Raw genomic sequence first — 20,329 nt, forward strand, 5'->3', positions numbered from 1 at the left:
CGGATGCCAGCGCGCAAGCCCGCTCGCGCGTTGATTCCGGAATGACGAAGGAATATCCATGAGACAACGCAGCACCTTGCTTCCAGGCCGCGTGGCCGCGTGGCTGCTGGGATTGGCATTGCTTCTGACAGGGTTTCAGGCTGCCGCGCAGCAGCAGGACCCGCCCGGAAGAGTCGGCCGGCTCAGTTTTCACCAGGGCGCGGTGAGCTTCTCGCCCGCCGGCGATGACAGCTGGTACGAAGTCGTGCCCAATCGCCCGCTGACCACCGGCGACCGACTCTGGACCGACCGCAATGCACGCGCCGAACTGCACGTTGGTTCGTCCGCGGTGCGGCTGGACGAGCAGACCAGCGTCACCTTGTCCGAAATCGACGACGACACCGCACGCATCACCGCCGAGCAGGGGAGCGTGCAAGTTCGCGTTCGCGACGACCTGGCCGGCCAGCGCTTCGAAGTCGATACGGGCAACCTCGCCGTGGTCATCGATGCGCCGGGCGACTACCGCATCGAGACGGACCCAACCGCGGGCACGACGCGGGTCGCCGTCGCCGCGGGGAATGTCACGCTGTACGGCGAAGGCGGCGAATCCATGCCGCTGGGCGCACACCAGCAGATCACGACCTCGGGCCGCAACCTCGCAGCCGCCAACGGCGCGCCCGCGCGCGCCAGCGGCGAATTCGATCGCTGGGTGGCCGAGCGCGACCGCATCGAAGACCAGTCAATTTCCGCGCGCTACGTCTCGCGCGATGTGGTCGGCTACCAGCAACTCGACGCCTACGGCGACTGGCAGAACGATCCGGACTACGGCAACGTGTGGTACCCGCGCGGCGTGGATACCGAGTGGGCGCCCTACCGCGACGGCCAATGGGTCGACGTGGCGCCATGGGGCTGGACCTGGATCGACGCCGCGCCCTGGGGCTTTGCGCCCGCCCACTACGGCCGCTGGGCGCGCATCGGCCCGCGATGGGGCTGGGTGCCCGGCCGGCCGCATGGGCGTCCGATCTATTCGCCCGCGGTGGTGGGCTTCGTGGGCGGTTCCGCCGGCAGGAACCCGAACCTGATCCCGGGCGGCCGCCATGGCGTCGGATGGTTCCCGCTCGCCCCGGGCGAAACCTGGCGGCCGGGTTACCACGCGAGCCAGAGGTACATCGACCAAGCCAACCGCGCGGCGGCCTACCAGCGACGCGGCGGCCGCAGCGGCTACGCGAACCCGCAAACGCCCGGCGCGGTCACGATCGTGCCCATCGACCTCTTCGGCCGAGGCCCCATCGCAAGACGTGATGTCGTGCGCGTCCCGCCCGACCGCCTCGTGAGCGTTCCGGTGGGCATGGGCGCCCCGATTCCGCTGCGGGGCGATCGACCGCACGGCGCATACGGCCGGCCCGCCACCATGCTCCCGCCGCCCGCATTCCAGGCACGGCAACAACAGCAGTTCCAGCAGGCGCGGCAGATGCAACAGGCGCAGCAGCAGCTCCAGCAAGCGCAGCGCCAACAGCAGGACGTGCAGCAGCGTGCCGCGGTGCAGGCCATCCAGGGCCAGCAAGCGCAGCAAGCCCAGCAGTTCCAGAACCTGCAACGGCAGCAGCAGGAAGTGCAACAGCGCGCCGCAGCGCAGGCCGTGCAAGCGCAGCAAATCCAGCAGGCCCAACGCCAGCAGCAGGAAGCGCAGCAGCGTGCCGCAGCCCAGGCGATCCAGGCCCAGCAAGCTCAGCAGTTCCAGCAGGCCCAGCGGCAACAGCAGGATATCCAGCAACGTGCCGCGGCGCAGGCGATGCAGGCTCAACAGGCGCAACAACTCCAACAACAGGCGATGCGCCAGCAGCAGGAAGTCCAGCAGCGCGCCGCACAGGCCCAGGCGCAACAGGCGCAGCAGATGCAACAGCAACAGCAGCAGGCCCTGCGACAGCAACAGGAAATGCAGCAGCGTGCGGCCCAGGCTCAAATCCAGCAGATGCAGCAAGTCCAGCAGCAACAGGCCTTGCGCGCGCAGCAGCAGATACAGGCGCAGCATCAAATGCAGGCGGCGCAGCAGCAGATGCTGCAAGCTCAGCAGGCGCAACAGCAACAGGCCATTCGCCAGGCGCAAGAGGTACAGCAACGCGCGCTGCAAGCGCAGCAGCAGCAACGGCAGCAACGGTCGGGCATCCCCGGCCGGGATCCCAATCAGCAGCCCGACCGCCCGTAGCACCCGGCGCAGCGACTCCTTCGTCCGCCGGCTACAGTCGGCGCGAAGGAGTTCCCATGCGCACATTCGACTTCGACCTTTTCGTGATCGGCGGCGGAAGTGGCGGCGTGCGCGCGGCACGAATGGCCGCCCAGCGCGGCGCCCGCGTCGCGCTCGCCGAATGCGCCGAACTGGGCGGCACCTGCGTCAACGTCGGTTGCATTCCCAAGAAGCTCTACAGCTACGCGGCGGGCTATGCAGACTCCTTCGAGGAAGCCGCGGGGTTCGGCTGGCACGTCGGTGAATCGCGCTTCGACTGGGCGCGGCTCAAGGCCAACCGCGCGCGCGAGATCGCGCGGCTCAACGGTGTCTACCGCAGCCTGCTCGAAGGTGCGGGCGTCCACCTCATCCAGGGTTGGGCGCAACTGACGGATGCCCACGGCGTCCAGATCGGCGAAAAGCACTGCACCGCACAGCATGTGCTCGTGGCGACCGGCGGCATGCCCTTCGTGCCAGACATCGCCGGTCGCGAGCATGGGATCGTCTCCGACGCGATGTTCGATCTCGACCCGTTTCCGAAGCGGTTGCTGGTGGTCGGCGGTGGCTACATCGCCTGCGAGTTCGCGTCGATCTTCAACGGACTTGGCGCCCAGGTCACGCAGGTGCAGCGCAGCGCGCACCTGCTGAACGAGTTCGACGAGGATGTTCGCCAGTTCCTCGCCAGGGAGATGACGCGCACGGGCGTCGACATCCGCTTCAATGCCGAGATCAGCATGGTGACGCGCCAGGAGAGCGGCCTGTGCGCTCTGCTCTCGCGCGGCCAGCGGGTAGAGGCCGACACCATCCTCTTCGCGACCGGCCGCGTTCCCAATACGGCCGGCATGGGCCTCGAAGCCGCGGGTGTCGAGCTGGACGAGCGCGGCGGCGTGGTCGTCGATGCGCACTACCGCAGCTCGGTGCCGTCGATCCTCGCGGTGGGCGATGTGTCAACCCGCCAGCAACTCACGCCGGTGGCGCTGGCCGAGGCGATGGTGGTGGTCGACACCCTCTTCGGCAAGGGCAAGCGCCAGCTTGACTACGACTACACGCCGACCGCCGTGTTCACGCACCCGAACATCGGCACCTGCGGCTACACCGAAGCCGCCGCGCGCATGAAGTTCGGCAAGGTCACGATCTTCTCCAGCGAATTCCGCGCGCTGCGCCACACGCTGTCGCAGAGCAAGGAGCGCACGTTCATGAAGCTGATCGTCGACAAGGCGAGCGACCGTGTCGTCGGCCTGCACATGGTGGGCCCCGAAGCGGGCGAGATCGTGCAGGGCTTTGCCGTCGCGATGCGCTGCGGTGCGACCAAGGCGGCGTTCGACAGCACCATCGGCATCCATCCCACCACCGCGGAAGAGCTTGTCACCATGCGAGAACCCATGCCCGGCTGAGTGAGCAAGCCTGGGGGTGAGCCACAATGCCTCATGCCTTACATGCCTGCTTTCATTGCGCCAGCCCGCTTTACCGATCCCGACGCTGCCCTGGAGCAGGTCCGACTCATCTACAACGGTGGCCTGCAGCACCTTCGCGAAGCGATGCAGCGCTTCGTGGCGGGCGAAAGCCTGCCGGGCCGCGTGCGGGCCTGCTACCCCTTCGTTCGGGTGCATACGCACACCGTGTCGCGGAGCACGCCGGTCGCCAACGCCGGGTTGAGCTATGGTTTCGTGTCGGGGCCGGGGCGCTACGAGACCACGCTGACGCGGCCCGACCTCTTTCTGCGCTACTACCGCGAGCAATTCAGGCTGCTGCTGGAGAACCACCGCGTCGAGCTGGAGATCGGCACCAGCACGCAGCCGATCCCGATTCATTTCTCCTTCGCCGAGAACGATCACATCGAAGGCACGATGTCCGCCGAGCGCCGCGCCCTGATGCGCGACGTGTTCGACCTGCCCGACCTCGGCGCGATGGACGACGGCATCGCCAACGGCACCTTCGAGGCCAAGCCGGGCGAGGCGCAGCCGCTGTCGCTCTTCACCGCGGCGCGGGTCGACTATTCGCTGCACCGCCTGCGCCACTACAGCGGAACCGCGCCCGAGTGGTTCCAGAACTTCGTGCTGTTCACCAACTACCAGTTCTACATCGACGAATTCGTGCGGCTCGGCCACGAGGCGATGACCGACGAGAAGAGCGAGTACATCGCCTTCATCGAGCCGGGCAACGTCGTCACCCGCCGGCGCGGGCTGTCTCCGGGTTCGAGCGAGCTGTACGGCGAGCTGCTCGACGGCACGCAGGGCACGCCGCCCGCCCGCCTGCCGCAGATGCCTGGCTATCACCTGGTGCGCGAGGACTGCACGGGCATCTCGATGGTCAACATCGGCGTCGGCCCGGCCAACGCCAAGACCATCACCGACCACGTCGCGGTGCTGCGGCCGCACGCGTGGATGATGCTCGGCCATTGCGCCGGCCTGCGCCAGGGGCAGCAGCTCGGCGACTACGTGCTGGCGCACGCCTATGTGCGCGAGGACCACGTGCTGGACGAGGAGCTGCCGCTGTGGGTGCCGATCCCGGCGCTCTCGGAGATCCAGCTCGCGCTCGAAAATGCGGTGGCCGAGGTCACCGGCACGCAGGGCACCGAACTCAAGAAGATCATGCGCACCGGCACGGTCGCCAGCACCGACAACCGCAACTGGGAACTGTTGCCCGGCAACCAGCCCCAGCGGCGATTCAGCCAGAGCCGCGCCGTCGCGCTCGACATGGAAAGCGCCACCATCGCCGCCAACGGCTTCCGCTTCCGCGTGCCCTACGGCACCTTGCTGTGCGTGAGCGACAAGCCGCTGCACGGCGAGATCAAGCTGCCCGGCATGGCCAACCAGTTCTATCGCGAGCGGGTCGAGCAGCATTTGCGCATCGGCATGGCCGCGATCGACATCCTGCGCCAGGAAGGCTCGAGCCGCCTCCATAGCCGCAAGCTCCGAAGCTTCGCCGAGGTAGCCTTCCAGTAGGAATCACCCCCAGGCTAGCCCACTTCGTGTGGCCGCCACCCCCTCTCCGGGGGCAATCCCTACGGCCCGGCTAAGCCGGTTCCGTGGGATTTCCCGGCTCAGCGTGTGCGTTGTCAGGGGGTGGAAAACATCTCGGGCATTTCGCGGTGGGCCTTGGGGGTGAGTGCCAGTGCGCGGCCGTCCAGGTCTTGGCGCACCCAGCCGCGGCGAATCGACAGTTGCAGCCATGCGGCGCCGAGCGCGCCGCCCAGGTGAGGGCGCCGTTCGCTCCAGTCGAGGCAGGCGCAGGCAAAGCGACGGCGGGTGTTGCGCGCATCCTCCACGTCGATGCCGAGGCTTTCGAGTGCGACGGCGCCTTCGGGGGTGAGTTCGTAGTCGCCTTCCGCAACCTCGTGCAGCCAGCCCTGCGCATGGAGACGGTCATGCAGCGCGACACCTGCCGTACCGGCCATGTGGTCATAGCAGGTGCGCGCGCTGCGCAGTCGGCTCGGCGTGGTCGGGCGGAACTCGTTACGCGGGGCGCCGGCGATCACCAGCAAGCCTTCGAGCGCGGCGGCGACCTCGCTGCCGGTGAGGCGGAAGTAGCGATGCTTGCCCTGCGCGACCGACTCGACGAGCCGCTGTTCCTTGAGCCGTGCCAGATGCGCGCTGGCCGTTGAAGCGGCAACCTCGGCGACCGCGGCCAGTTCTGTCGCAGTGCGGGCATTCCCGTCCAGCAGGCAGCACAGCATGCGGGCGCGTGCGGGTTCGGCGATGGCGCCGGCCAGGCGCGCGAGGTGGGTGTCGGCGGTGGATGCATCCATATTTCGATCGTAAACGAAGTGTGCTCGTTCGAAAAGCGCCAGACTGCGTGCATGAAACACATGGACCCACCGGCCGATGCGATCGCTGCCGTCACGCACTGCAATCCTTACCCGTGGTACGCCACGCTGCGCAGCGGTCCCGCGCTGGTCCGCGACGACCGCCTGCGGGCGTGGATCGCCAGCCGGGCTGACGTCGTTCGGGAAGTGCTCGCCAACGACGCACTGCGCGTTCGCCCCCCATCGGAGCCGGTGCCAGGCGCCATCGCCGGCACGCCGGCGGGCGAAGTGTTCGGGCGGCTGGTGCGCATGAACGACGGGGCGCCGCACGCGGCCCACAAGCCCATATTGCAGCGGGCACTGGCCGGGTTGGATCTCCGCGCAGCGCACGCCGCGGCGCGCCAGGTCGCCGAGGGCATGCCGATTGATTCATTGTCCGACGCCTGCTTCGCGATGCCGGTCCGCGGCGTCGCTCACCTGCTCGGCTTCGCCACCGATGAACTGCGGAGCGTTTCCGACTGGATGCGCGATTTCGTCGCCTGCCTGTCTCCGCTGTCAACGGCCGCCCAACTCGACGCCGCAAGTGAAGCCGCCGCCGCCCTGATGGCGCGCTTCGAGTCGTTGATCGCCACCCGGCCCGCACGCCACGGCACGCTGCTGGCGGCGGTTCAGGAACAGGCGCCGGTCGATCGCTCGCACGCCCTCGTGGCGAACCTCGTCGGCCTGCTGTCGCAGACCTGCGAGGCCACGGCCGGCTTGCTGGGCAACAGCCTCGTCGCGCTGGCGCGCGAGCCCGGTCTGCGCCGAAGGATCGACTCGCGCTGGGAACTGCTGCCCTCGTTGGTCGAGGAAGTGGCCCGCCACGATCCTTCGATCCAGAACACGCGCCGCTTCGTCGCACAACCGACGACCGTCGCCGGCATCGAACTCGCGCCGGGCGAGGCGGTGCTGCTGGTGCTCGGCGCCGCCAACCGCGATCCGTCGCTCAATCCTGCACCGGCAACCTTCGAGCTGATGCGCGCGGAGCGCCGGACACTGGGCTTCGGCCACGGGGCGCATGCCTGCCCCGGCCAGGCGCTGGCAGCGACGGTCGCAGCGGCTGGGCTCGAAACGCTGCTCTCGCGCGGTCTCGATACCGATGCGCTGCAGGAACGAGGGTGGGGCTACCGTCCTTCTGTCAACGCCCGGATTCCCACGCTCCACTGACTCGATGCTCAAGCGGCCTTTGGCCACTGTCCTGTCGGAGCGAGGAACGGCGACAGATCCCCTCGGCCCCAACGGAGTGGCAGCGCAGCCGGCATGAGGAGCGCAGACGCGACCTGCATGCGAAGCAACCGCTCCGCGCCGGCGAAGCCCGCGAGTTCGGGGCCGTCCCAGATCGTCTCGGCCGTCACGGCCAGCTGGAGCACATCGCCGGTCTCGAAGTCGATGAAGAGCAGGCCCGCCTTCGGATAGACGGCGATGTTGCCCAGCGTGTTGAAGAAGGAGTTGCCGACGAAATCCGGCACGGTCAGCGTCCCCTCGCCCGTCAGCTGGACAAAGCCTGACCGGCCGCCGCGGTGCGACACGTCGACGCCATGCGAGGCCGTCGCATCGCCGGCCGCAGGGTGGGCCGTGGCGATGAAGAAAGTGTCGGCCTTGGCCACGATCCGCCGAGCCGCCTCGTCCATGCGGTCGCTGCGGCGTGCGTTCGCAGCGGCATGCGCTCCGCCCACGAAGAGCGGCTCCCGTGTCTGGATGTACTTCGGGCAGTTGCCAAAGCTCTGCTGCACTTCGACCGAGAAGCCGCGTGCGTCGACCTGCTCCACCACGCCATTCATGCGGTTGCGGCGCCGCGTGTGCGGCTCGATGCCGAGCAGCCCGAGTGGCGCGCCGGACAACAGTGCCGATGACAATGGGTCCCCTGCGAGCGGACGCGCATCGATGCGCAGGTGATGCTCGTCGGGCGATTGCGCGAATCCGGGCGGCGCAGCGAGCACGCTCGCCCACGGCTGATGCGCCGGGTCGAGACTTCCCACGATCAGGAAAGGCAGTTGCGCGAAGAAGGTGCGATGCTGCTCTGGCATGTAGTCCCGGATCACACGCGGCCCGAGCGCATCCATCCGTTCACGCACGCCCGCGAGGGTTTGCACTTCACGCTCGCCCTCATGCCAGGGTGACGCGACGGCATCGACGGAGTTCATGCTGCCAACCCGATGCGTGAGGGTGTCATCGGCACGAAGCCCGGCAATTCCTCGACGCGTGCCAGCCACTCGCGCACGCGGGGATAGGCTTCGAGCGACACATTGCCCTCCGGCGCATGGGCGACGTAGGTGTGGTTGGCGATGTCCGCCAGCGTCGCGGACGAGCCTGCGAGGAAGGGGCGCTCCGCCAACTCGAGCTCCATCACGCGCAGAAGTTCGTGAGCGCGCGCGATCACATCGGTCGCATCCCTCGTCTGCCCGAACAACACGATGACGCGCGCCACCGACGGACCTGACGCGAGCTGTCCCGCCGCGACCGACAGCCAGCGCTGCACTCGGGCCGCACCGACCGGATCGCGCGGATACCAGCGCGCCGGGTCGGCGGCATAGCGCTCGTTGAGGTAGACCAGGATGGCGTTCGAATCAGCCAGTGTCGTGTCGCCGTCCTCGATGACCGGCACCTGTCCGAAGGCATTGCGCCGCAGGAATTCCGGGGTGCGATGTTCGCCCGCACGCAGATTGACCTCGATCGTCTCGAAGGGAAGCTCGAGCAGCGAGAGAAACAACTTCACGCGATGCGAGTGGCCGGAGATGGAAGCGCCGTAGACCTTGATGGGCTGGGCGGGACGAGTGGCTGGCATGTCGGGTTCTCCTGTTGCTGTGAGGTTGACGGTTCGATTCTGTTTTCTTCTCTCTTCCGAAGTAATGGCTACAGATGGAGTTGACTGTTGCGTTTTCCGGTTTAATCGCGCGATGGACCGTCTCAAGGCTATGCAGACCTTCGTGCAGATCGCCGACCAAGGCAACCTCACGAAAGCGGCCGACGCGCTCGACACCTCGCTTCCGGCGGTGGTGCGTTCGCTCGCCGCGCTCGAAGCCCATCTGGGCGTGCGGCTGTTCCACCGCACCACCCGGCGCATCTCCCTCACCGAGGAAGGCCGCAGCTACCTGCAAAGCGCGCGCGAGGTCCTGGCCGCCGCCGACGCGGCGGACCGTGCGCTTACCGTCGACGCAGCCGAACCCGCCGGGCAGCTCACCGTCACTGCGCCCGTGCTCTTCGGCCACATGTACGTGTCGCCTGCGATCGTTCGCTTTCTGCAGCGCTACGACAAGATGCGCTGCAGCGTGCTGCTGCACGACCGCAGCGTGAACCTGCTGGAGGAAGGCATCGATGTCGGTATCCGAATCAGCGCGCTGGAGGATTCGTCGCTGGTCGCCCAACGGCTCGGCAGCATCCGGCGCGTGGTGGTCGCGAGTCCGGCCTATCTGCAAGAGCACGGCGCGCCCCGACATCCGCGCGAGTTGCTCGACGCCAATTGCGTGCGCATCCATCCCAGCAGCACGGTCCACTGGACCTTTCGCGACCACGGGCGGACGGTGGCCATAGCGGCCCGGGGCAACCTGGAGTTCAATCACATCGCGCCGGCCGTCGAGGCCTGTGCAGCGGGCATCGGCTTCGGCATGTTCTTCTCCTACCAGGTGCTGCCCTTGGTGAAGCAGGGCCGGTTGACGATCGTGCTGGACGAGTTCGAGCTTCCGCCACGACCCGTGAGCGTGATCTATCCGCACGCACGGCTGCTGCCAGCGCGCACGCGCGCCTTCATCGACTGGATGAGGGCCGAATTCGCAGGCCTGATGCTCTGACATCGAAAGCCCAGCCCATGCGCCACAATGCCGCGGTGCCGACTCCCCTCTTCCACGCCAGCCACCTGCACAAGCGTTACGGCACGACCACCGTGGTGGACGACTTGTCCTTCGAGATCGCACCCGGCGAGTGCCTGGGCGTGATCGGGCCCAACGGCGCGGGCAAGACGACCACCATCCGCATGTGCCTCGGGCTGACCACGCCCGACGGCGGCACGATCGAGGCGCTGGGCGGCCTCTCGATGCCGGAAGATGCACGCGCCATCAAGGCACAGCTCGGCGTGGTGAGCCAGTTCGACACGCTCGACCCTGACTTCAGCTGCGCGGAGAACCTGATGGTCTACGCCCGCTACTTCGGCATGCGCCGCGCCGAGATCGCGCCGCGCATTCCCCAACTGCTGGAATTTGCCGCGCTCTCGCACAAGGCCGACGCCAAGCCCGGAGAGCTTTCGGGCGGCATGCGGCGGCGCTTGTCGCTCGCACGTGCGCTCGTCAACGACCCGAAGCTGCTGATGCTCGACGAGCCCACCACCGGCCTCGACCCGCAGGCGAGGCATCTCATGTGGGAGCGGCTCCAGGTGCTGTTGCAGCAAGGCAAATCGATCCTGCTGACCACCCACTTCATGGACGAAGCCGAGCGCCTGTGTTCGCGCCTGCTGGTGCTCGACCACGGCCGCAAGATCGCCGAAGGACGGCCGCGCGACCTGATCGCCGAGCACCTGGAGCCGGACGTGGTCGAGTTGTATGGCAACGGTGCCCTCGAACTCGCGCAGTCGCCGCTGAAGGACTACGCAGCCCGCGTCGAGGTCAGCGGCGAGACGGTGTTCTTCTACACACAGGACGCGCGCGGCCTGATGACGGCGCTGGGCGACCGCAGCGGCTTGCGCACCTTCCATCGGCCGGCGAACCTGGAGGATCTGTTCCTCAAGCTGACGGGCCGGCAAATCCGAGAGGACGGTTGATTCGCATGTCGAGCCTGGCTTCTTCGTCCGCTCTTCCACCGACGCGCTCCGTCTGGCGCCCACCCGAACTCTCGATGCGCTGGTGGCCGGTGTTCCTGCGCAACCTGCTGGTGTGGCGCAAACTCGCCATCCCCAGCCTCATCGGCAACATTGCGGAGCCCCTGATCTGGCTGGTGGCCTTCGGCTACGGCATGGGCGCGCTGGTGGGCGAGGTGCAGGTCAATGGCACCCACATTCCCTACATCCTCTTTCTCGCCAGCGGCTCGGTCTGCATGAGCGCGATGAATGCGGCCTCGTTCGAGGCGCTGTATTCGGCCTTCTCGCGCATGCACGTACAGAAGACGTGGGACGGCATCATGAACGCGCCGGTCGGGCTCGACGACGTGGTGTTGGCCGAGATGCTGTGGGCCGGCTTCAAGGCAATCTTCACGACCACCGCGATCCTGTTCGTGATGCTCGGGCTGGGCATCAGCCACACCCCGAAGCTCTTCATCGCCTGGTTCGTGCTGGTGGGTGTGGGCATCACCTTCTCGTGCATTGCGTTGATCTTCAACGCACTGGCGAAGGGCTACGACTTCTTCACCTACTACTTCACGCTGTTCATGACGCCGATGATGTTCCTGTCGGGCGTGTTCTTTCCGCTGGACCAGTTGCCCGGCGTGGTGCGCACGCTTGCTGCGTGGCTGCCGCTGACCAACGCGGTGGCGCTGGTGCGGCCGCTCTTCATGGACCAATGGCCACTCGACTGGTGGCGGCATGCGCTGGTGCTGGTGGTCTACACGGTCGTCGCGTTCTGGATGGCATTGGGACTGACGCGAAGGCGCTTCCGGGCCTGACCGCGACGGGGGACTTTCACATCGAGGAGACAACATGAATCGGATCTTCGGCGGCGCCTTGCTGGCGTCGGCGTTCCTTCTCGGCGCCTGCACCACCACGGCGCCGCCCACACGGCCCAGCGCATGGACAGCGCCTGAGGCGATCGTGGCACCCTCCTCCTTCTCGGGCGTGCACGGCCTCGCGGTCGACCGGCAGGGCCGGCTTCTCGCGGGCTCCGTGGTCGGCAACAGCTTGTGGGAAGTCGACCGACAGACCGGCGCCGCACGCGTGCTGATCAAGAGCGTCGAAGGCCAGGCCGACGACATCGCGATCGGCCCCAAGGGCGAGCTGGCGTGGACCAACTACCTCATGGGCATGCTGCGCATGCGCGAGAGCGACAGCGCGCCGATGCGCGTGCTCGCCAAGGACCTGCCCGGCCTCAACTCGCTCGACTTCGACCGGCGCAACGGCAAGCTCTATGCCTCGCAGGTGTTCCTCGGCGACGCGCTGTGGGAGATCGACGTCGCGGGCCAGAAGCCGCCGCGCCTGATCAAGAAGGACATGGGCGGCTTCAACGGCTTCGAGGTCGGGCCCGACGGCATGCTCTACGGCCCGCTGTGGTTCAAGGGCCAGGTCGTGAAGATCGATCCGGCCAACGGCGCCATGACGGTAATCGCCGACGGCTTCAAGATCCCCGCCGCGGCCAATCTCGACGGCAAGGGCAACCTGTGGGTGGTTGATACCCGCAGCGGCGAATTGATCCGCGTCGACCTCGCGACAGGCCGCAAGACCGTCGCGAAGCAGCTCAAGCCATCGCTCGACAATCTCGCCATCGCGCCCGAGGGCACGATCTACGTGTCGAACATGGCCGACAACTCGGTCGAAGCCTTCAATCCCGCAACCGGCGACCTGCGCCTGCTCACCGGCGGCAAGCTGGCCGTGCCGGCCGGCCTCAAGATCGACGGCAACGACCTCTGGGTGGCCGACATCTTCGGCTTCCGCCAGGTCGACGCCACGAGCGGCGCGGTGCGCGACATCTTCCGCATGCAGCGCGATCCTGACCTCGACTACCCGTCCGCGGTCGGCCTCTCGCCTACGCACTTCGCGCTGACGTCATGGTTCACGGGCACGGTCCAGCTGGTGGACCGGAAGACGCTCAAGACCACCGGCGTGCTGCACGGACTGAAGGCGCCAGTCGATGCCATTCCGATGCCCGACGGCAGCGTGATCTATGCCGAACTCGCGACCGGCAGCGTGAGCCGCGCCAGCGGCCCGAAGTTCGAGACCAAGGAAGTGATCGCGAGCGGCCTGGCCGGGCCGGTGCAGATGATCATGGGCAGGGACGGCGCGCTCTACGTGACCGAGGCCGCAGGCAAGCTGACGCGCATTCCGCTCGACGCGAGCGCGCCGCTGCGTGCCGTCGCCGAAGGACTGGCGATGCCCGAGGGCGTGGCGCAGACGCCGTGGGGCACTTTCATCGTCGCGGAAAGCGCGGCGCGGCGGCTGGTCGAGATCGACATTGCGAACGGCACGCGGCGCACCGTCGCGGAGAACCTGCCGATCGGCCTCGAAGGCGGGCCGGGCATGCCGCCGCCCTACATGCCGACGGGCGTGGCGGTCGGCAAGGACGGCACGATCTACATGACGGCGGACCGCAACAACGCGCTGTACCGCATCCGGCCGCAGCGCTGAGGCCCGGCGGCCACGGGTCAACCCGGGGCGCTGCCGGCGTTGCAGTAAGCCGTCAGTGCGGTGACCAGATGCGCGAAGGTCGCGCGCACTCGTCGCATCCGCCGAAGGTCCTCGTGCATGGTGACCCAGGTTTCCAGCTCGTAGCAGAACTCCTTCGCCAGCACAGGCACCAGGGATGGATCACGCCGGGCGAGCGCCTTTTGGCAAATGCCGATTCCGAGCCCGGCGCGGATCGCGCCCAGTTGCGCGAGCTGGTTGTCGGTGCGGCAGCTGAACATCGCGCGCTTCAGGTCCAGGCCGAGGGCCCGCAGTGCGCGCAGGTCGGCGGTTTCGCGATCGGGTCCGATCAGGGCGAAGCGGTCGAGGTCGTCCAGCCTCGCCGGCGTGCCGTGCTTCTTCAGATACGCCGCCTTGGCGAAGAAGCCCAGTTCCACCACGCCTACACGCGTCGCGACGATCGAGGCCTGCGTCGGCCGCACCATGCGCACCGCGATGTCGGCTTCGTGTCGCAGCAAGTCCTCGTTGCGGTTGGTCAGGCTCAGCTCGAACACGAGGCCCGGCTGGGCATCGTGCAGGTCGGCCACCACCGCAGGCAGCACCTCCGCGCCCATCACGTCGCTGGCGGTGATGCGAACCGTTCCTGACACCGCATGGATGTCCGCCGACGCAGCGCGCGCAAAGGCCTCGGCCGCGGCGGCCATGGTTTCGGCATGGGTGCCAAGCTCTCGCGCCGCGTCCGTCGGCGTCAGGCCGCTGGGCGATCGGGTGAAGAGCGCCACACCGATCGAGCGCTCCAGCGCCTCCAGGCGGCGGCGCACCGTCGGCTGGGCGATATCGAGCGAACGGGCCGCCGCCGACAGGCTGCCTTCGCGGAGGACGGCGAGAAAGGCGCGCTGGCTTTCCCAGTCCAGTGGATTGATGCTCATACATTTCATACTAGCTGACGGCAATACTTTGCCAATTGTGTTTGCACCGGCCCGCCTCAAGAATTGGCCTTTCACGAAAGGAATGGCTCATGGAACGAGGTACGGCATTGGTGCTCGGCGCGACGGGCGGTATCGGTGGCGAGACGGCGGCGGCGCTGCTGCGGCGTGGCTGGCAGGTGCGGGCGCTGGCGCGCGACCCAGCGAAGGCCGCAGCGCAATGGCCGGCGGGCGTGGCGCGGCCTGAATGGGTCGCGGGCGATGCGCTCGATGCCGACAGCGTCATCGCCGCCGCGCGCGGCGTGTCGCTGATCGTCCATGCCGTCAACCCGCCCGGCTACCGCAACTGGAAGACGCTGGTGCTTCCGATGCTGGAGAGCACGATCCGCGCGGCGGAGGTCTGTGGTGTGCGCATCGTGCTACCCGGTACGGTCTACAACTACGGTCCCGACGCGTTCCCCGACGTCGTCGAAAGCTCGCCGCAGCATCCGCAAACGCGAAAGGGCGCGATCCGCGTGCAGATGGAGCAGCGCCTGCGCGAGGCCGCCGAGTGTGGCGTGCGCACGCTCATCGTGCGAGCCGGCGACTTCTTCGGGCCATGCGCCGGCAACAACTGGTTCGCGCAACTGGCGAAACCCGGCCGGCCGCTCACTGCGACCACCGACCCGGGCCGGCGCGGCGTCGGGCATCAATGGGCCTACCTGCCGGACGTCGCGGAAACCATCGTCCAGCTCGTCGAACGCGAAAGCGCAATCGCGGCCTTCGACACCTTCCACATGGCCGGGCATTGGGATGCGGACGGCACGCAGATGCAGGCCGCGATTCGCCGCGCGAGCGGGCAACCCGAACTGCCATTGCAACGATTTCCGTGGTGGCTGGTGACCCTCGCGTCGCCCTTCGTGCCCCTGTTCCGCGAGCTGCGCGAGATGCGCCATCTCTGGGAGCAGCCGGTGCGCCTGCGCAATGCGCGCCTCCTGTCGGTCCTCGGAAGCGAGCCGCATACGGCGCTGGACACCGCCGTGGCGACGACGCTGCACGGGCTCGGCTGCCTTCGCGACGCGGGGACGACCGGTGCCCTTCGCGGCAGCCTGTAGCCACTTCCCGCAAGCACGGCGGGCGCGGCCGGGCCTAGAGTCGGCGAAGCTGACAGAGGACCGACCGGAGACAAGGCATGCAGTACACGCACGAACACCTCGAGATCCAGAAGACGATGCGCCGCTTCATCGACGAGGAGATCAACCCCCATGTGGACGAATGGGAGGCCGCGGAGAGCTTCCCGGCGCACGATGTGTTCAGGAAGCTCGGCGCGCTCGGACTGCTGGGGCTCAACAAGCCGGAGACCTACGGAGGCGCCGGCCTCGACTACTCGTACGCGATGGCGCTGGCCGAGGCGCTGGGGCATGTGAGCTGCGGCGGCGTGCCGATGGCGATCGGCGTGCAGACCGACATGTGCACGCCCGCGCTCGCGCGCTTCGGCAGCGATGCGCTGCGCCGCGAATTCCTGGTGCCCGCCATCGCCGGCGAGACCGTGGGCTGCATCGGCGTGAGCGAGCCAGGCGCCGGCAGCGACGTCGCCGGCCTCAAGAGCCATGCGCGCAAGGACGGCGACGACTACCTCATCACCGGCCAGAAGATGTGGATCACCAACAGCCTGCAGGCGGACTGGATGTGCATGCTGGTCAATACTGGCGACGGTCCGGTGCATCGCAACAAGTCGCTGGTCATGGTGCCGATGGACAGCCCCGGCATCGAGAAGGCGAAGAAGATCCGCAAGATCGGCATGCATTCGAGCGACACCGGGCTCATCTACTTCGACAACGTGCGCGTGCCGCAGCGCTTCCGCATCGGCGAGGAGGGCCAGGGCTTCGTCTATCAGATGCAGCAGTTCCAGGAAGAGCGCCTGTGGTGCGCCGCCAGTTCGCTGGTGCCGCTGGACGAATGCATTGCCGAGACCATCGAGTGGGCGCAGCAGCGCAAGCTCTTCGGCGGCACGCTGGCAGACCAGCAGTGGGTCCAGTTCAAGCTCGCCGAGCTCAAGACCGAGGTCGAGGCGCTGCGCGCCCTCACCTACCGCGCGTGCGACCTGCACGTGCAGGGCCAGGACGTGACCGAACTGGCGTCCATGGCGAAGCTCAAGACGGGCCGGCTCACGCGCGAAGTCGCCGACACCTGCCTCCAATTCTGGGGCGGCATGGGCTTCACGTGGGAGAACCGCGTCTCGCGCCTGTACCGCGACGGACGGCTGGCGTCGATCGGCGGTGGCGCCGACGAGGTGATGCTCGGCATCCTCGCGAAGACCATGGGCATTGCGAAGAAGCCGCCGCGGGAATGAGGGCGCTCAGCGCGCCGCGGCGCGCAGTTTGTCCTTCTTGCTCGGGCGCTTGCCCTTGATGCCGCCAGTGCCTGCCGGTGCGGGCACCGCGGTTTCCACGGGCTCGAAGCCCGCCACCCGCTCGCGCGGCACGTTGAGGCCCTGGCGCTTCTCGATGAGCCTGAAGTGCGCTTCCGTGGCCGCGCTGACGAAGCTCACGGCCAGTCCGCTTTCGCCCGCGCGGCCGGTGCGACCGATGCGGTGCACGTAGTCGACAGCCGAACGCGGCAGGTCGTAGTTCACCACCACGGGCAGTTGAGCGACGTCGATCCCGCGCGCGGCAAGATCAGTCGCGACGACGACCTGCACCCTGGAGGCCTTGAAGTCCGCAAGCACCTGTGTGCGCTTGCCCTGGCTGAGCAGGCCGTGGAAGGGCTCGGCCTCGATGCCGGCCTTGCGCAGCTTGTCGGCCACGATCTCCGAGGCGTGCTTGGTGGCGACGAACACCAGCACGCGGGTCCACGCGCTGTCCTTGACCAGTTGACGCAGCAGCTGGGTGCGCCGCTCGGCATCGACCTCGATCGCGCGCTGCAGGATCGCGGGCTCCTCCGCCGCTTCGGACTGCACTTCGACGCGCACCGGGTCCCTGAGCAGACCGTCCGCCAGCGACTGGATCGCCTGCGGGAACGTGGCGGAGAACATCAGGTTCTGCCGCTGCTTCGGCAGCAACGCCAGGATGCGCCCGAGTTCTTCCGCAAAGCCGAGATCGAAGAGGCGATCGGCCTCGTCCAGCACCAGCATCGACACGGTGGACAGCCGCAGAGCGCGATGATCGATCAGGTCCAGCAGCCGGCCGGGCGTGGCGATCATCACGTCGGCACCGCCGCGCAGCGCCATCATTTGCGGGTTGATGGAGACGCCGCCGAACGCGACGGCGATCTTCACCGGCACGGGCAGATGCTGCGCCAGGCCGCGCATCGACTCGCCCACCTGCGCCGCCAGTTCGCGCGTGGGCACGAGAATCAGTGCAAGCAGGCGCCGCGGCGACTGGCGCGGCTCACGTGCCAGCCGCTGCAGCAGGGGCAGCGAAAATGCCGCCGTCTTGCCGGAACCGGTCTGGGCGGCGCCCAGCACGTCGCGCCCTTGCAGGATCGCCGGGATGGCTTCGAGCTGGATGGCCGTGGGCGCGACGTAGCCCTTGTCAGTGGCGGCGCGCACCAGGGCAGGATCGAGTCCCAGGGATTGGAATGGCATGAACAGGCGGGCCCGAATCGAGCCGATGAATGGAAAAAAGCGAGAGTCGCAGAGATGAAGGAGCATAGCCACCATGAACGCCGATGACCTCGAACGCCTGGTGTCCCTGGAGATGCCCTTTGGAAAATACAAGGGCCGGGTCATCGCCGACCTGCCCGGAAACTACCTGACCTGGTTCGCGCGCGAGGGTTTTCCCGCAGGAGAAATCGGCCGTTTGCTCGCCCTGATGCATGAAATCGACCACAACGGTCTCAAGGCGCTGCTGAATCCACTCAGAAATAGGGCCTGAACCGCGAATACGTCGCAAATACGGTTCACCCGGATACAAATAGGTTCAAAAATAAAAAGCATTTCACCCAAAAGTTCGATAGTGAAGGAAAATGCTGGGACGTCGCGGCCACATTGCTGCCCGCGCGTGATCCGGGTGATCGGTCAGTTTCGCGCCACAGCGCCTGTTTAGTTTGTTGTGATTCTGGGACTCCATCGCTTTGTCTGTTAGGTTTGATTAGGAGTCCCTCCATGGGCAAGAAACTTTACGTAGGCAACCTCGCCTACTCCATCCGCGACAACGATCTCGAACAGGCCTTCGGCCAGTACGGTTCGGTCGCCAGTGCCAAGGTCATGATGGAACGCGACAGCGGTCGCTCCAAGGGCTTCGGCTTTGTCGAAATGGGCACCGACGCGGAAGCGCTGGCCGCCATCGAAGGTCTGAATGGCCAAGCACTCGACGGCCGCAGCCTGACTGTCAATGAAGCCCGTCCGATGGAGCCCCGTTCGCCCGGCGGCTTCGGCGGCGGCGGCGGTGGCCGCAGCGGCGGCGGTGGTTACGGCGGTGGTGGTGGCGGCGGCGGCGGCTACGGTGGCGGCAACCGCAGCGGCGGTGGCGGCTACGGCGGCGGCGGCGGTGGCCGCGGCGGCTACTAAGCCCTCGTCAGCACACACGGCAAAAAGGCTCCTTCGGGAGCCTTTTTCATTGGGGCGCCGCATCCCCGTACGTGGAAGTCCGTACAGCATCGGTCAGCGAACAGTCAGGCGCGGACGACGACCCTCGAAGGCTCATCAACGAGGGTCGAGACAATGCGTATCAAGAGTCAGGCTGACTTCTTTTCGGGAGTCATGTTCACAGCGGTGGGGGCGGCGTTCGCCATCGGCGCCACCACCTACAACATCGGCGACGGCGCCCGCATGGGGCCCGGCTACTTTCCGCTCATGCTGGGGATCCTGCTGGCGATCCTGGGCGCCGCGGTGATGTTTCAGTCACTGGTGGTCGAGACGGCCGATGGCGACCCGATCGGCAAGTGGGCCTGGAAGCCGCTGTTCTTCGTCATCGGCGCCAACCTGGCCTTCGGCGTGCTGCTCGGCGGCCTGCCCAGCATCGGCGTCCCGGCGATGGGCATGATCATCGCGATCTACGCGCTCACCATCATCTCCAGCCTCGCGGGCGAGCATTTCAAGCTGCGCGACGTGCTGGTTCTCTCGACCATCCTGGCAGCGGGCAGTTACGTGGCGTTCATCTGGGCGCTCAAGTTGCAGATCCAGGTCTGGCCCACCTTCATTTCGGGCTGAGGAGACCTTCATGGATCTGATTCACAACCTGGCGACCGGCTTCGGCGTCGCCTTCACACTCACCAACCTGCTGTACTGCCTGGTCGGCTGCATTCTGGGCACGCTGATCGGCGTGCTGCCGGGCATCGGGCCCGTCGCGACCATCGCGATGCTGCTTCCCGCCACCTATGCGCTGCCGCCCGTATCGGCGCTGATCATGTTGGCCGGCATCTACTACGGCGCGCAGTACGGCGGCTCCACCACCGCAATCCTGGTCAACCTGCCGGGGGAATCGTCCTCGGTGGTGACGTGCATCGACGGCTACCAGATGGCGCGGCAGGGCCGTGCGGGCCCCGCGCTGGCGGCTGCCGGCCTGGGCTCGTTCTTCGCGGGCTGCGTCGGTACGCTGATCTTGGCGGCTTTCGCACCGCCGCTGACCGAACTGGCCTTCAAGTTCGGCCCGGCCGAGTATTTTTCGCTGATGGTGCTGGGCCTGATCGGCGCCGTGGTGCTGGCCTCGGGCTCGCTGCTCAAGGCGGTCTCGATGATCGTGCTGGGCCTGCTGCTCGGCATCGTCGGCACCGATGTGAACTCGGGCGTCGCGCGATTCAGCTTCGACATTCCCGAACTCACCGACGGCATCGGCTTCGTGGTGATCGCCATGGGCGTGTTCGGCTACGGCGAAATCATCGGCAACCTCTCGCAGCCGGATGAAGAGCGCGAAGTGTTCACTTCCGAGGTGAAAGGCCTGTGGCCCACCAAGAACGACTTCAAGAACATGGCGCCTGCCGTGTTGCGCGGTACCACCCTGGGCTCCGCGCTCGGCATCCTGCCCGGCGGCGGCGCGCTGCTGGCTTCGTTCGCGGCCTACGCGCTGGAAAAGAAGATCCGCATGAAGCCCGGCGAAGTGGCATTCGGCAAGGGCAACATCCGCGGCGTGGCATCGCCCGAGTCGGCCAACAACGCCGGCGCGCAGACTTCATTCATCCCGCTGCTGACGCTGGGCATTCCGCCCAACGCGGTGATGGCGCTGATGGTGGGTGCGATGACC

Annotated in this window: 19 protein-coding genes; 14 read left to right on the forward strand and 5 right to left on the reverse strand. The window is 67.3% G+C overall.

Annotated features, from left to right (window positions below; translation table 11 throughout):
• Nucleotides 1–58: 58 nt before the first annotated feature.
• Genes QTI04_RS14995 through QTI04_RS15005 form a run of 3 tightly spaced genes read left to right on the forward strand, consistent with a single transcriptional unit; the run spans nucleotide 59 to nucleotide 5,148 of the window.
• Nucleotides 59–2,185: a DUF6600 domain-containing protein gene (locus QTI04_RS14995; protein WP_286616293.1), complete on the forward strand. Its 2,127-nt coding sequence runs from the start codon at nucleotides 59–61 to the stop codon at nucleotides 2,183–2,185.
• A gap of 56 nt (nucleotides 2,186–2,241) precedes the next feature.
• Entirely contained in the window at nucleotides 2,242–3,597 is a 1,356-nt protein-coding gene (gorA, locus tag QTI04_RS15000) for a glutathione-disulfide reductase (RefSeq protein ID WP_286616294.1), read from the forward strand.
• Between the two features lie 33 nt (nucleotides 3,598–3,630).
• Entirely contained in the window at nucleotides 3,631–5,148 is a 1,518-nt protein-coding gene (locus tag QTI04_RS15005; protein ID WP_286601745.1) for an AMP nucleosidase, read from the forward strand.
• Between the two features lie 113 nt (nucleotides 5,149–5,261).
• Here the strand turns inward: QTI04_RS15005 and QTI04_RS15010 are convergent, their stop codons facing one another.
• Nucleotides 5,262–5,951, reverse strand: a complete 690-nt coding sequence (locus tag QTI04_RS15010) for a helix-turn-helix transcriptional regulator (RefSeq protein ID WP_286616295.1) — start codon at nucleotides 5,949–5,951, stop codon at nucleotides 5,262–5,264.
• Nucleotides 5,952–6,002: 51 nt separating this feature from the next.
• Here QTI04_RS15010 and QTI04_RS15015 point away from each other — a divergent pair, with 51 nt between their 5' ends.
• Nucleotides 6,003–7,154 (forward strand): cytochrome P450, encoded by a 1,152-nt coding sequence (locus QTI04_RS15015; RefSeq protein WP_286616296.1) that lies wholly within the window; start codon nucleotides 6,003–6,005, stop codon nucleotides 7,152–7,154.
• Nucleotides 7,155–7,162: 8 nt separating this feature from the next.
• Here the strand turns inward: QTI04_RS15015 and QTI04_RS15020 are convergent, their stop codons facing one another.
• Both QTI04_RS15020 and QTI04_RS15025 read right to left on the reverse strand, forming a co-directional pair.
• A complete protein-coding gene (locus QTI04_RS15020; protein WP_286616297.1) occupies nucleotides 7,163–8,131 on the reverse strand; it encodes a pyridoxamine 5'-phosphate oxidase family protein in 969 nt (322 codons plus the stop codon).
• Complete coding sequence (locus QTI04_RS15025) at nucleotides 8,128–8,772, reverse strand: glutathione S-transferase family protein (RefSeq protein ID WP_286616298.1); 645 nt, start codon at nucleotides 8,770–8,772, stop codon at nucleotides 8,128–8,130. The genes QTI04_RS15020 and QTI04_RS15025 overlap by 4 nt, the downstream gene beginning before the upstream one ends.
• A gap of 112 nt (nucleotides 8,773–8,884) precedes the next feature.
• Here QTI04_RS15025 and QTI04_RS15030 point away from each other — a divergent pair, with 112 nt between their 5' ends.
• From QTI04_RS15030 to QTI04_RS15045, 4 genes are read left to right on the forward strand one after another with little or no spacing between them, the layout of a single operon-like run.
• Complete coding sequence (locus tag QTI04_RS15030; RefSeq protein WP_286616299.1) at nucleotides 8,885–9,775, forward strand: LysR family transcriptional regulator; 891 nt, start codon at nucleotides 8,885–8,887, stop codon at nucleotides 9,773–9,775.
• A 17-nt stretch (nucleotides 9,776–9,792) separates the two neighbouring features.
• On the forward strand, nucleotides 9,793–10,737 hold the full coding sequence (locus tag QTI04_RS15035) for an ATP-binding cassette domain-containing protein (protein WP_286601736.1): 945 nt from the start codon (nucleotides 9,793–9,795) through the stop codon (nucleotides 10,735–10,737).
• 5 nt (nucleotides 10,738–10,742) lie between these two features.
• Entirely contained in the window at nucleotides 10,743–11,573 is an 831-nt protein-coding gene (locus tag QTI04_RS15040; RefSeq protein WP_286616300.1) for an ABC transporter permease, read from the forward strand.
• A 34-nt stretch (nucleotides 11,574–11,607) separates the two neighbouring features.
• Nucleotides 11,608–13,245, forward strand: coding sequence for a hypothetical protein (locus tag QTI04_RS15045; protein WP_286616301.1), 1,638 nt, complete (start codon nucleotides 11,608–11,610; stop codon nucleotides 13,243–13,245).
• 17 nt (nucleotides 13,246–13,262) lie between these two features.
• Here the strand turns inward: QTI04_RS15045 and QTI04_RS15050 are convergent, their stop codons facing one another.
• Nucleotides 13,263–14,246: a LysR family transcriptional regulator gene (locus tag QTI04_RS15050; protein WP_286616302.1), complete on the reverse strand. Its 984-nt coding sequence runs from the start codon at nucleotides 14,244–14,246 to the stop codon at nucleotides 13,263–13,265.
• Between the two features lie 14 nt (nucleotides 14,247–14,260).
• On the opposite strand from QTI04_RS15050, the gene QTI04_RS15055 reads away from it, so the two are divergent.
• Both QTI04_RS15055 and QTI04_RS15060 read left to right on the forward strand, forming a co-directional pair.
• Complete coding sequence (locus QTI04_RS15055) at nucleotides 14,261–15,262, forward strand: NAD-dependent epimerase/dehydratase family protein (protein WP_286616303.1); 1,002 nt, start codon at nucleotides 14,261–14,263, stop codon at nucleotides 15,260–15,262.
• Nucleotides 15,263–15,339: 77 nt separating this feature from the next.
• On the forward strand, nucleotides 15,340–16,500 hold the full coding sequence (locus tag QTI04_RS15060) for an acyl-CoA dehydrogenase family protein (protein ID WP_286601730.1): 1,161 nt from the start codon (nucleotides 15,340–15,342) through the stop codon (nucleotides 16,498–16,500).
• A 6-nt stretch (nucleotides 16,501–16,506) separates the two neighbouring features.
• Here QTI04_RS15060 and QTI04_RS15065 read toward each other — a convergent pair whose 3' ends face one another.
• Entirely contained in the window at nucleotides 16,507–17,733 is a 1,227-nt protein-coding gene (locus QTI04_RS15065) for a DEAD/DEAH box helicase (RefSeq protein WP_286616304.1), read from the reverse strand.
• A gap of 73 nt (nucleotides 17,734–17,806) precedes the next feature.
• Between QTI04_RS15065 and QTI04_RS15070 the strand changes: the two genes are divergently transcribed.
• From QTI04_RS15070 to QTI04_RS15085, 4 genes are all read left to right on the forward strand, one after another.
• The gene (locus tag QTI04_RS15070; protein WP_286601728.1) at nucleotides 17,807–18,022 is read left to right on the forward strand and encodes a DUF3820 family protein; all 216 of its coding nucleotides are present in this window, start codon (nucleotides 17,807–17,809) and stop codon (nucleotides 18,020–18,022) included.
• A gap of 230 nt (nucleotides 18,023–18,252) precedes the next feature.
• Complete coding sequence (locus QTI04_RS15075) at nucleotides 18,253–18,657, forward strand: RNA-binding protein (protein ID WP_286616305.1); 405 nt, start codon at nucleotides 18,253–18,255, stop codon at nucleotides 18,655–18,657.
• A 153-nt stretch (nucleotides 18,658–18,810) separates the two neighbouring features.
• Nucleotides 18,811–19,299, forward strand: a complete 489-nt coding sequence (locus QTI04_RS15080) for a tripartite tricarboxylate transporter TctB family protein (protein ID WP_286616306.1) — start codon at nucleotides 18,811–18,813, stop codon at nucleotides 19,297–19,299.
• A 10-nt stretch (nucleotides 19,300–19,309) separates the two neighbouring features.
• On the forward strand, nucleotides 19,310–20,329 hold a 1,020-nt coding region (locus QTI04_RS15085), incomplete at its 3' end, for a tripartite tricarboxylate transporter permease (protein WP_286616307.1).

Origin of the sequence: Variovorax sp. J22R115, assembly GCF_030317005.1 — a bacterium.
GTDB lineage: Bacteria > Pseudomonadota > Gammaproteobacteria > Burkholderiales > Burkholderiaceae_C > Variovorax.

Bases quoted from the DNA above. Each gene is read 5' to 3' on its own strand.
- QTI04_RS14995 (WP_286616293.1), top strand. From the start codon at position 59: ATGAGACAACGCAGCACCTTGCTTCCAGGCCGCGTGGCCGCGTGGCTG.
- gorA (WP_286616294.1), top strand. From the start codon at position 2,242: ATGCGCACATTCGACTTCGACCTTTTCGTGATCGGCGGCGGAAGTGGC.
- QTI04_RS15005 (WP_286601745.1), top strand. From the start codon at position 3,631: ATGCCTTACATGCCTGCTTTCATTGCGCCAGCCCGCTTTACCGATCCC.
- QTI04_RS15010 (WP_286616295.1), bottom strand. From the start codon at position 5,951: ATGGATGCATCCACCGCCGACACCCACCTCGCGCGCCTGGCCGGCGCC.
- QTI04_RS15015 (WP_286616296.1), top strand. From the start codon at position 6,003: ATGAAACACATGGACCCACCGGCCGATGCGATCGCTGCCGTCACGCAC.
- QTI04_RS15020 (WP_286616297.1), bottom strand. From the start codon at position 8,131: ATGAACTCCGTCGATGCCGTCGCGTCACCCTGGCATGAGGGCGAGCGT.
- QTI04_RS15025 (WP_286616298.1), bottom strand. From the start codon at position 8,772: ATGCCAGCCACTCGTCCCGCCCAGCCCATCAAGGTCTACGGCGCTTCC.
- QTI04_RS15030 (WP_286616299.1), top strand. From the start codon at position 8,885: ATGGACCGTCTCAAGGCTATGCAGACCTTCGTGCAGATCGCCGACCAA.
- QTI04_RS15035 (WP_286601736.1), top strand. From the start codon at position 9,793: ATGCGCCACAATGCCGCGGTGCCGACTCCCCTCTTCCACGCCAGCCAC.
- QTI04_RS15040 (WP_286616300.1), top strand. From the start codon at position 10,743: ATGTCGAGCCTGGCTTCTTCGTCCGCTCTTCCACCGACGCGCTCCGTC.
- QTI04_RS15045 (WP_286616301.1), top strand. From the start codon at position 11,608: ATGAATCGGATCTTCGGCGGCGCCTTGCTGGCGTCGGCGTTCCTTCTC.
- QTI04_RS15055 (WP_286616303.1), top strand. From the start codon at position 14,261: ATGGAACGAGGTACGGCATTGGTGCTCGGCGCGACGGGCGGTATCGGT.
- QTI04_RS15060 (WP_286601730.1), top strand. From the start codon at position 15,340: ATGCAGTACACGCACGAACACCTCGAGATCCAGAAGACGATGCGCCGC.
- QTI04_RS15065 (WP_286616304.1), bottom strand. From the start codon at position 17,733: ATGCCATTCCAATCCCTGGGACTCGATCCTGCCCTGGTGCGCGCCGCC.
- QTI04_RS15070 (WP_286601728.1), top strand. From the start codon at position 17,807: ATGAACGCCGATGACCTCGAACGCCTGGTGTCCCTGGAGATGCCCTTT.
- QTI04_RS15075 (WP_286616305.1), top strand. From the start codon at position 18,253: ATGGGCAAGAAACTTTACGTAGGCAACCTCGCCTACTCCATCCGCGAC.
- QTI04_RS15080 (WP_286616306.1), top strand. From the start codon at position 18,811: ATGCGTATCAAGAGTCAGGCTGACTTCTTTTCGGGAGTCATGTTCACA.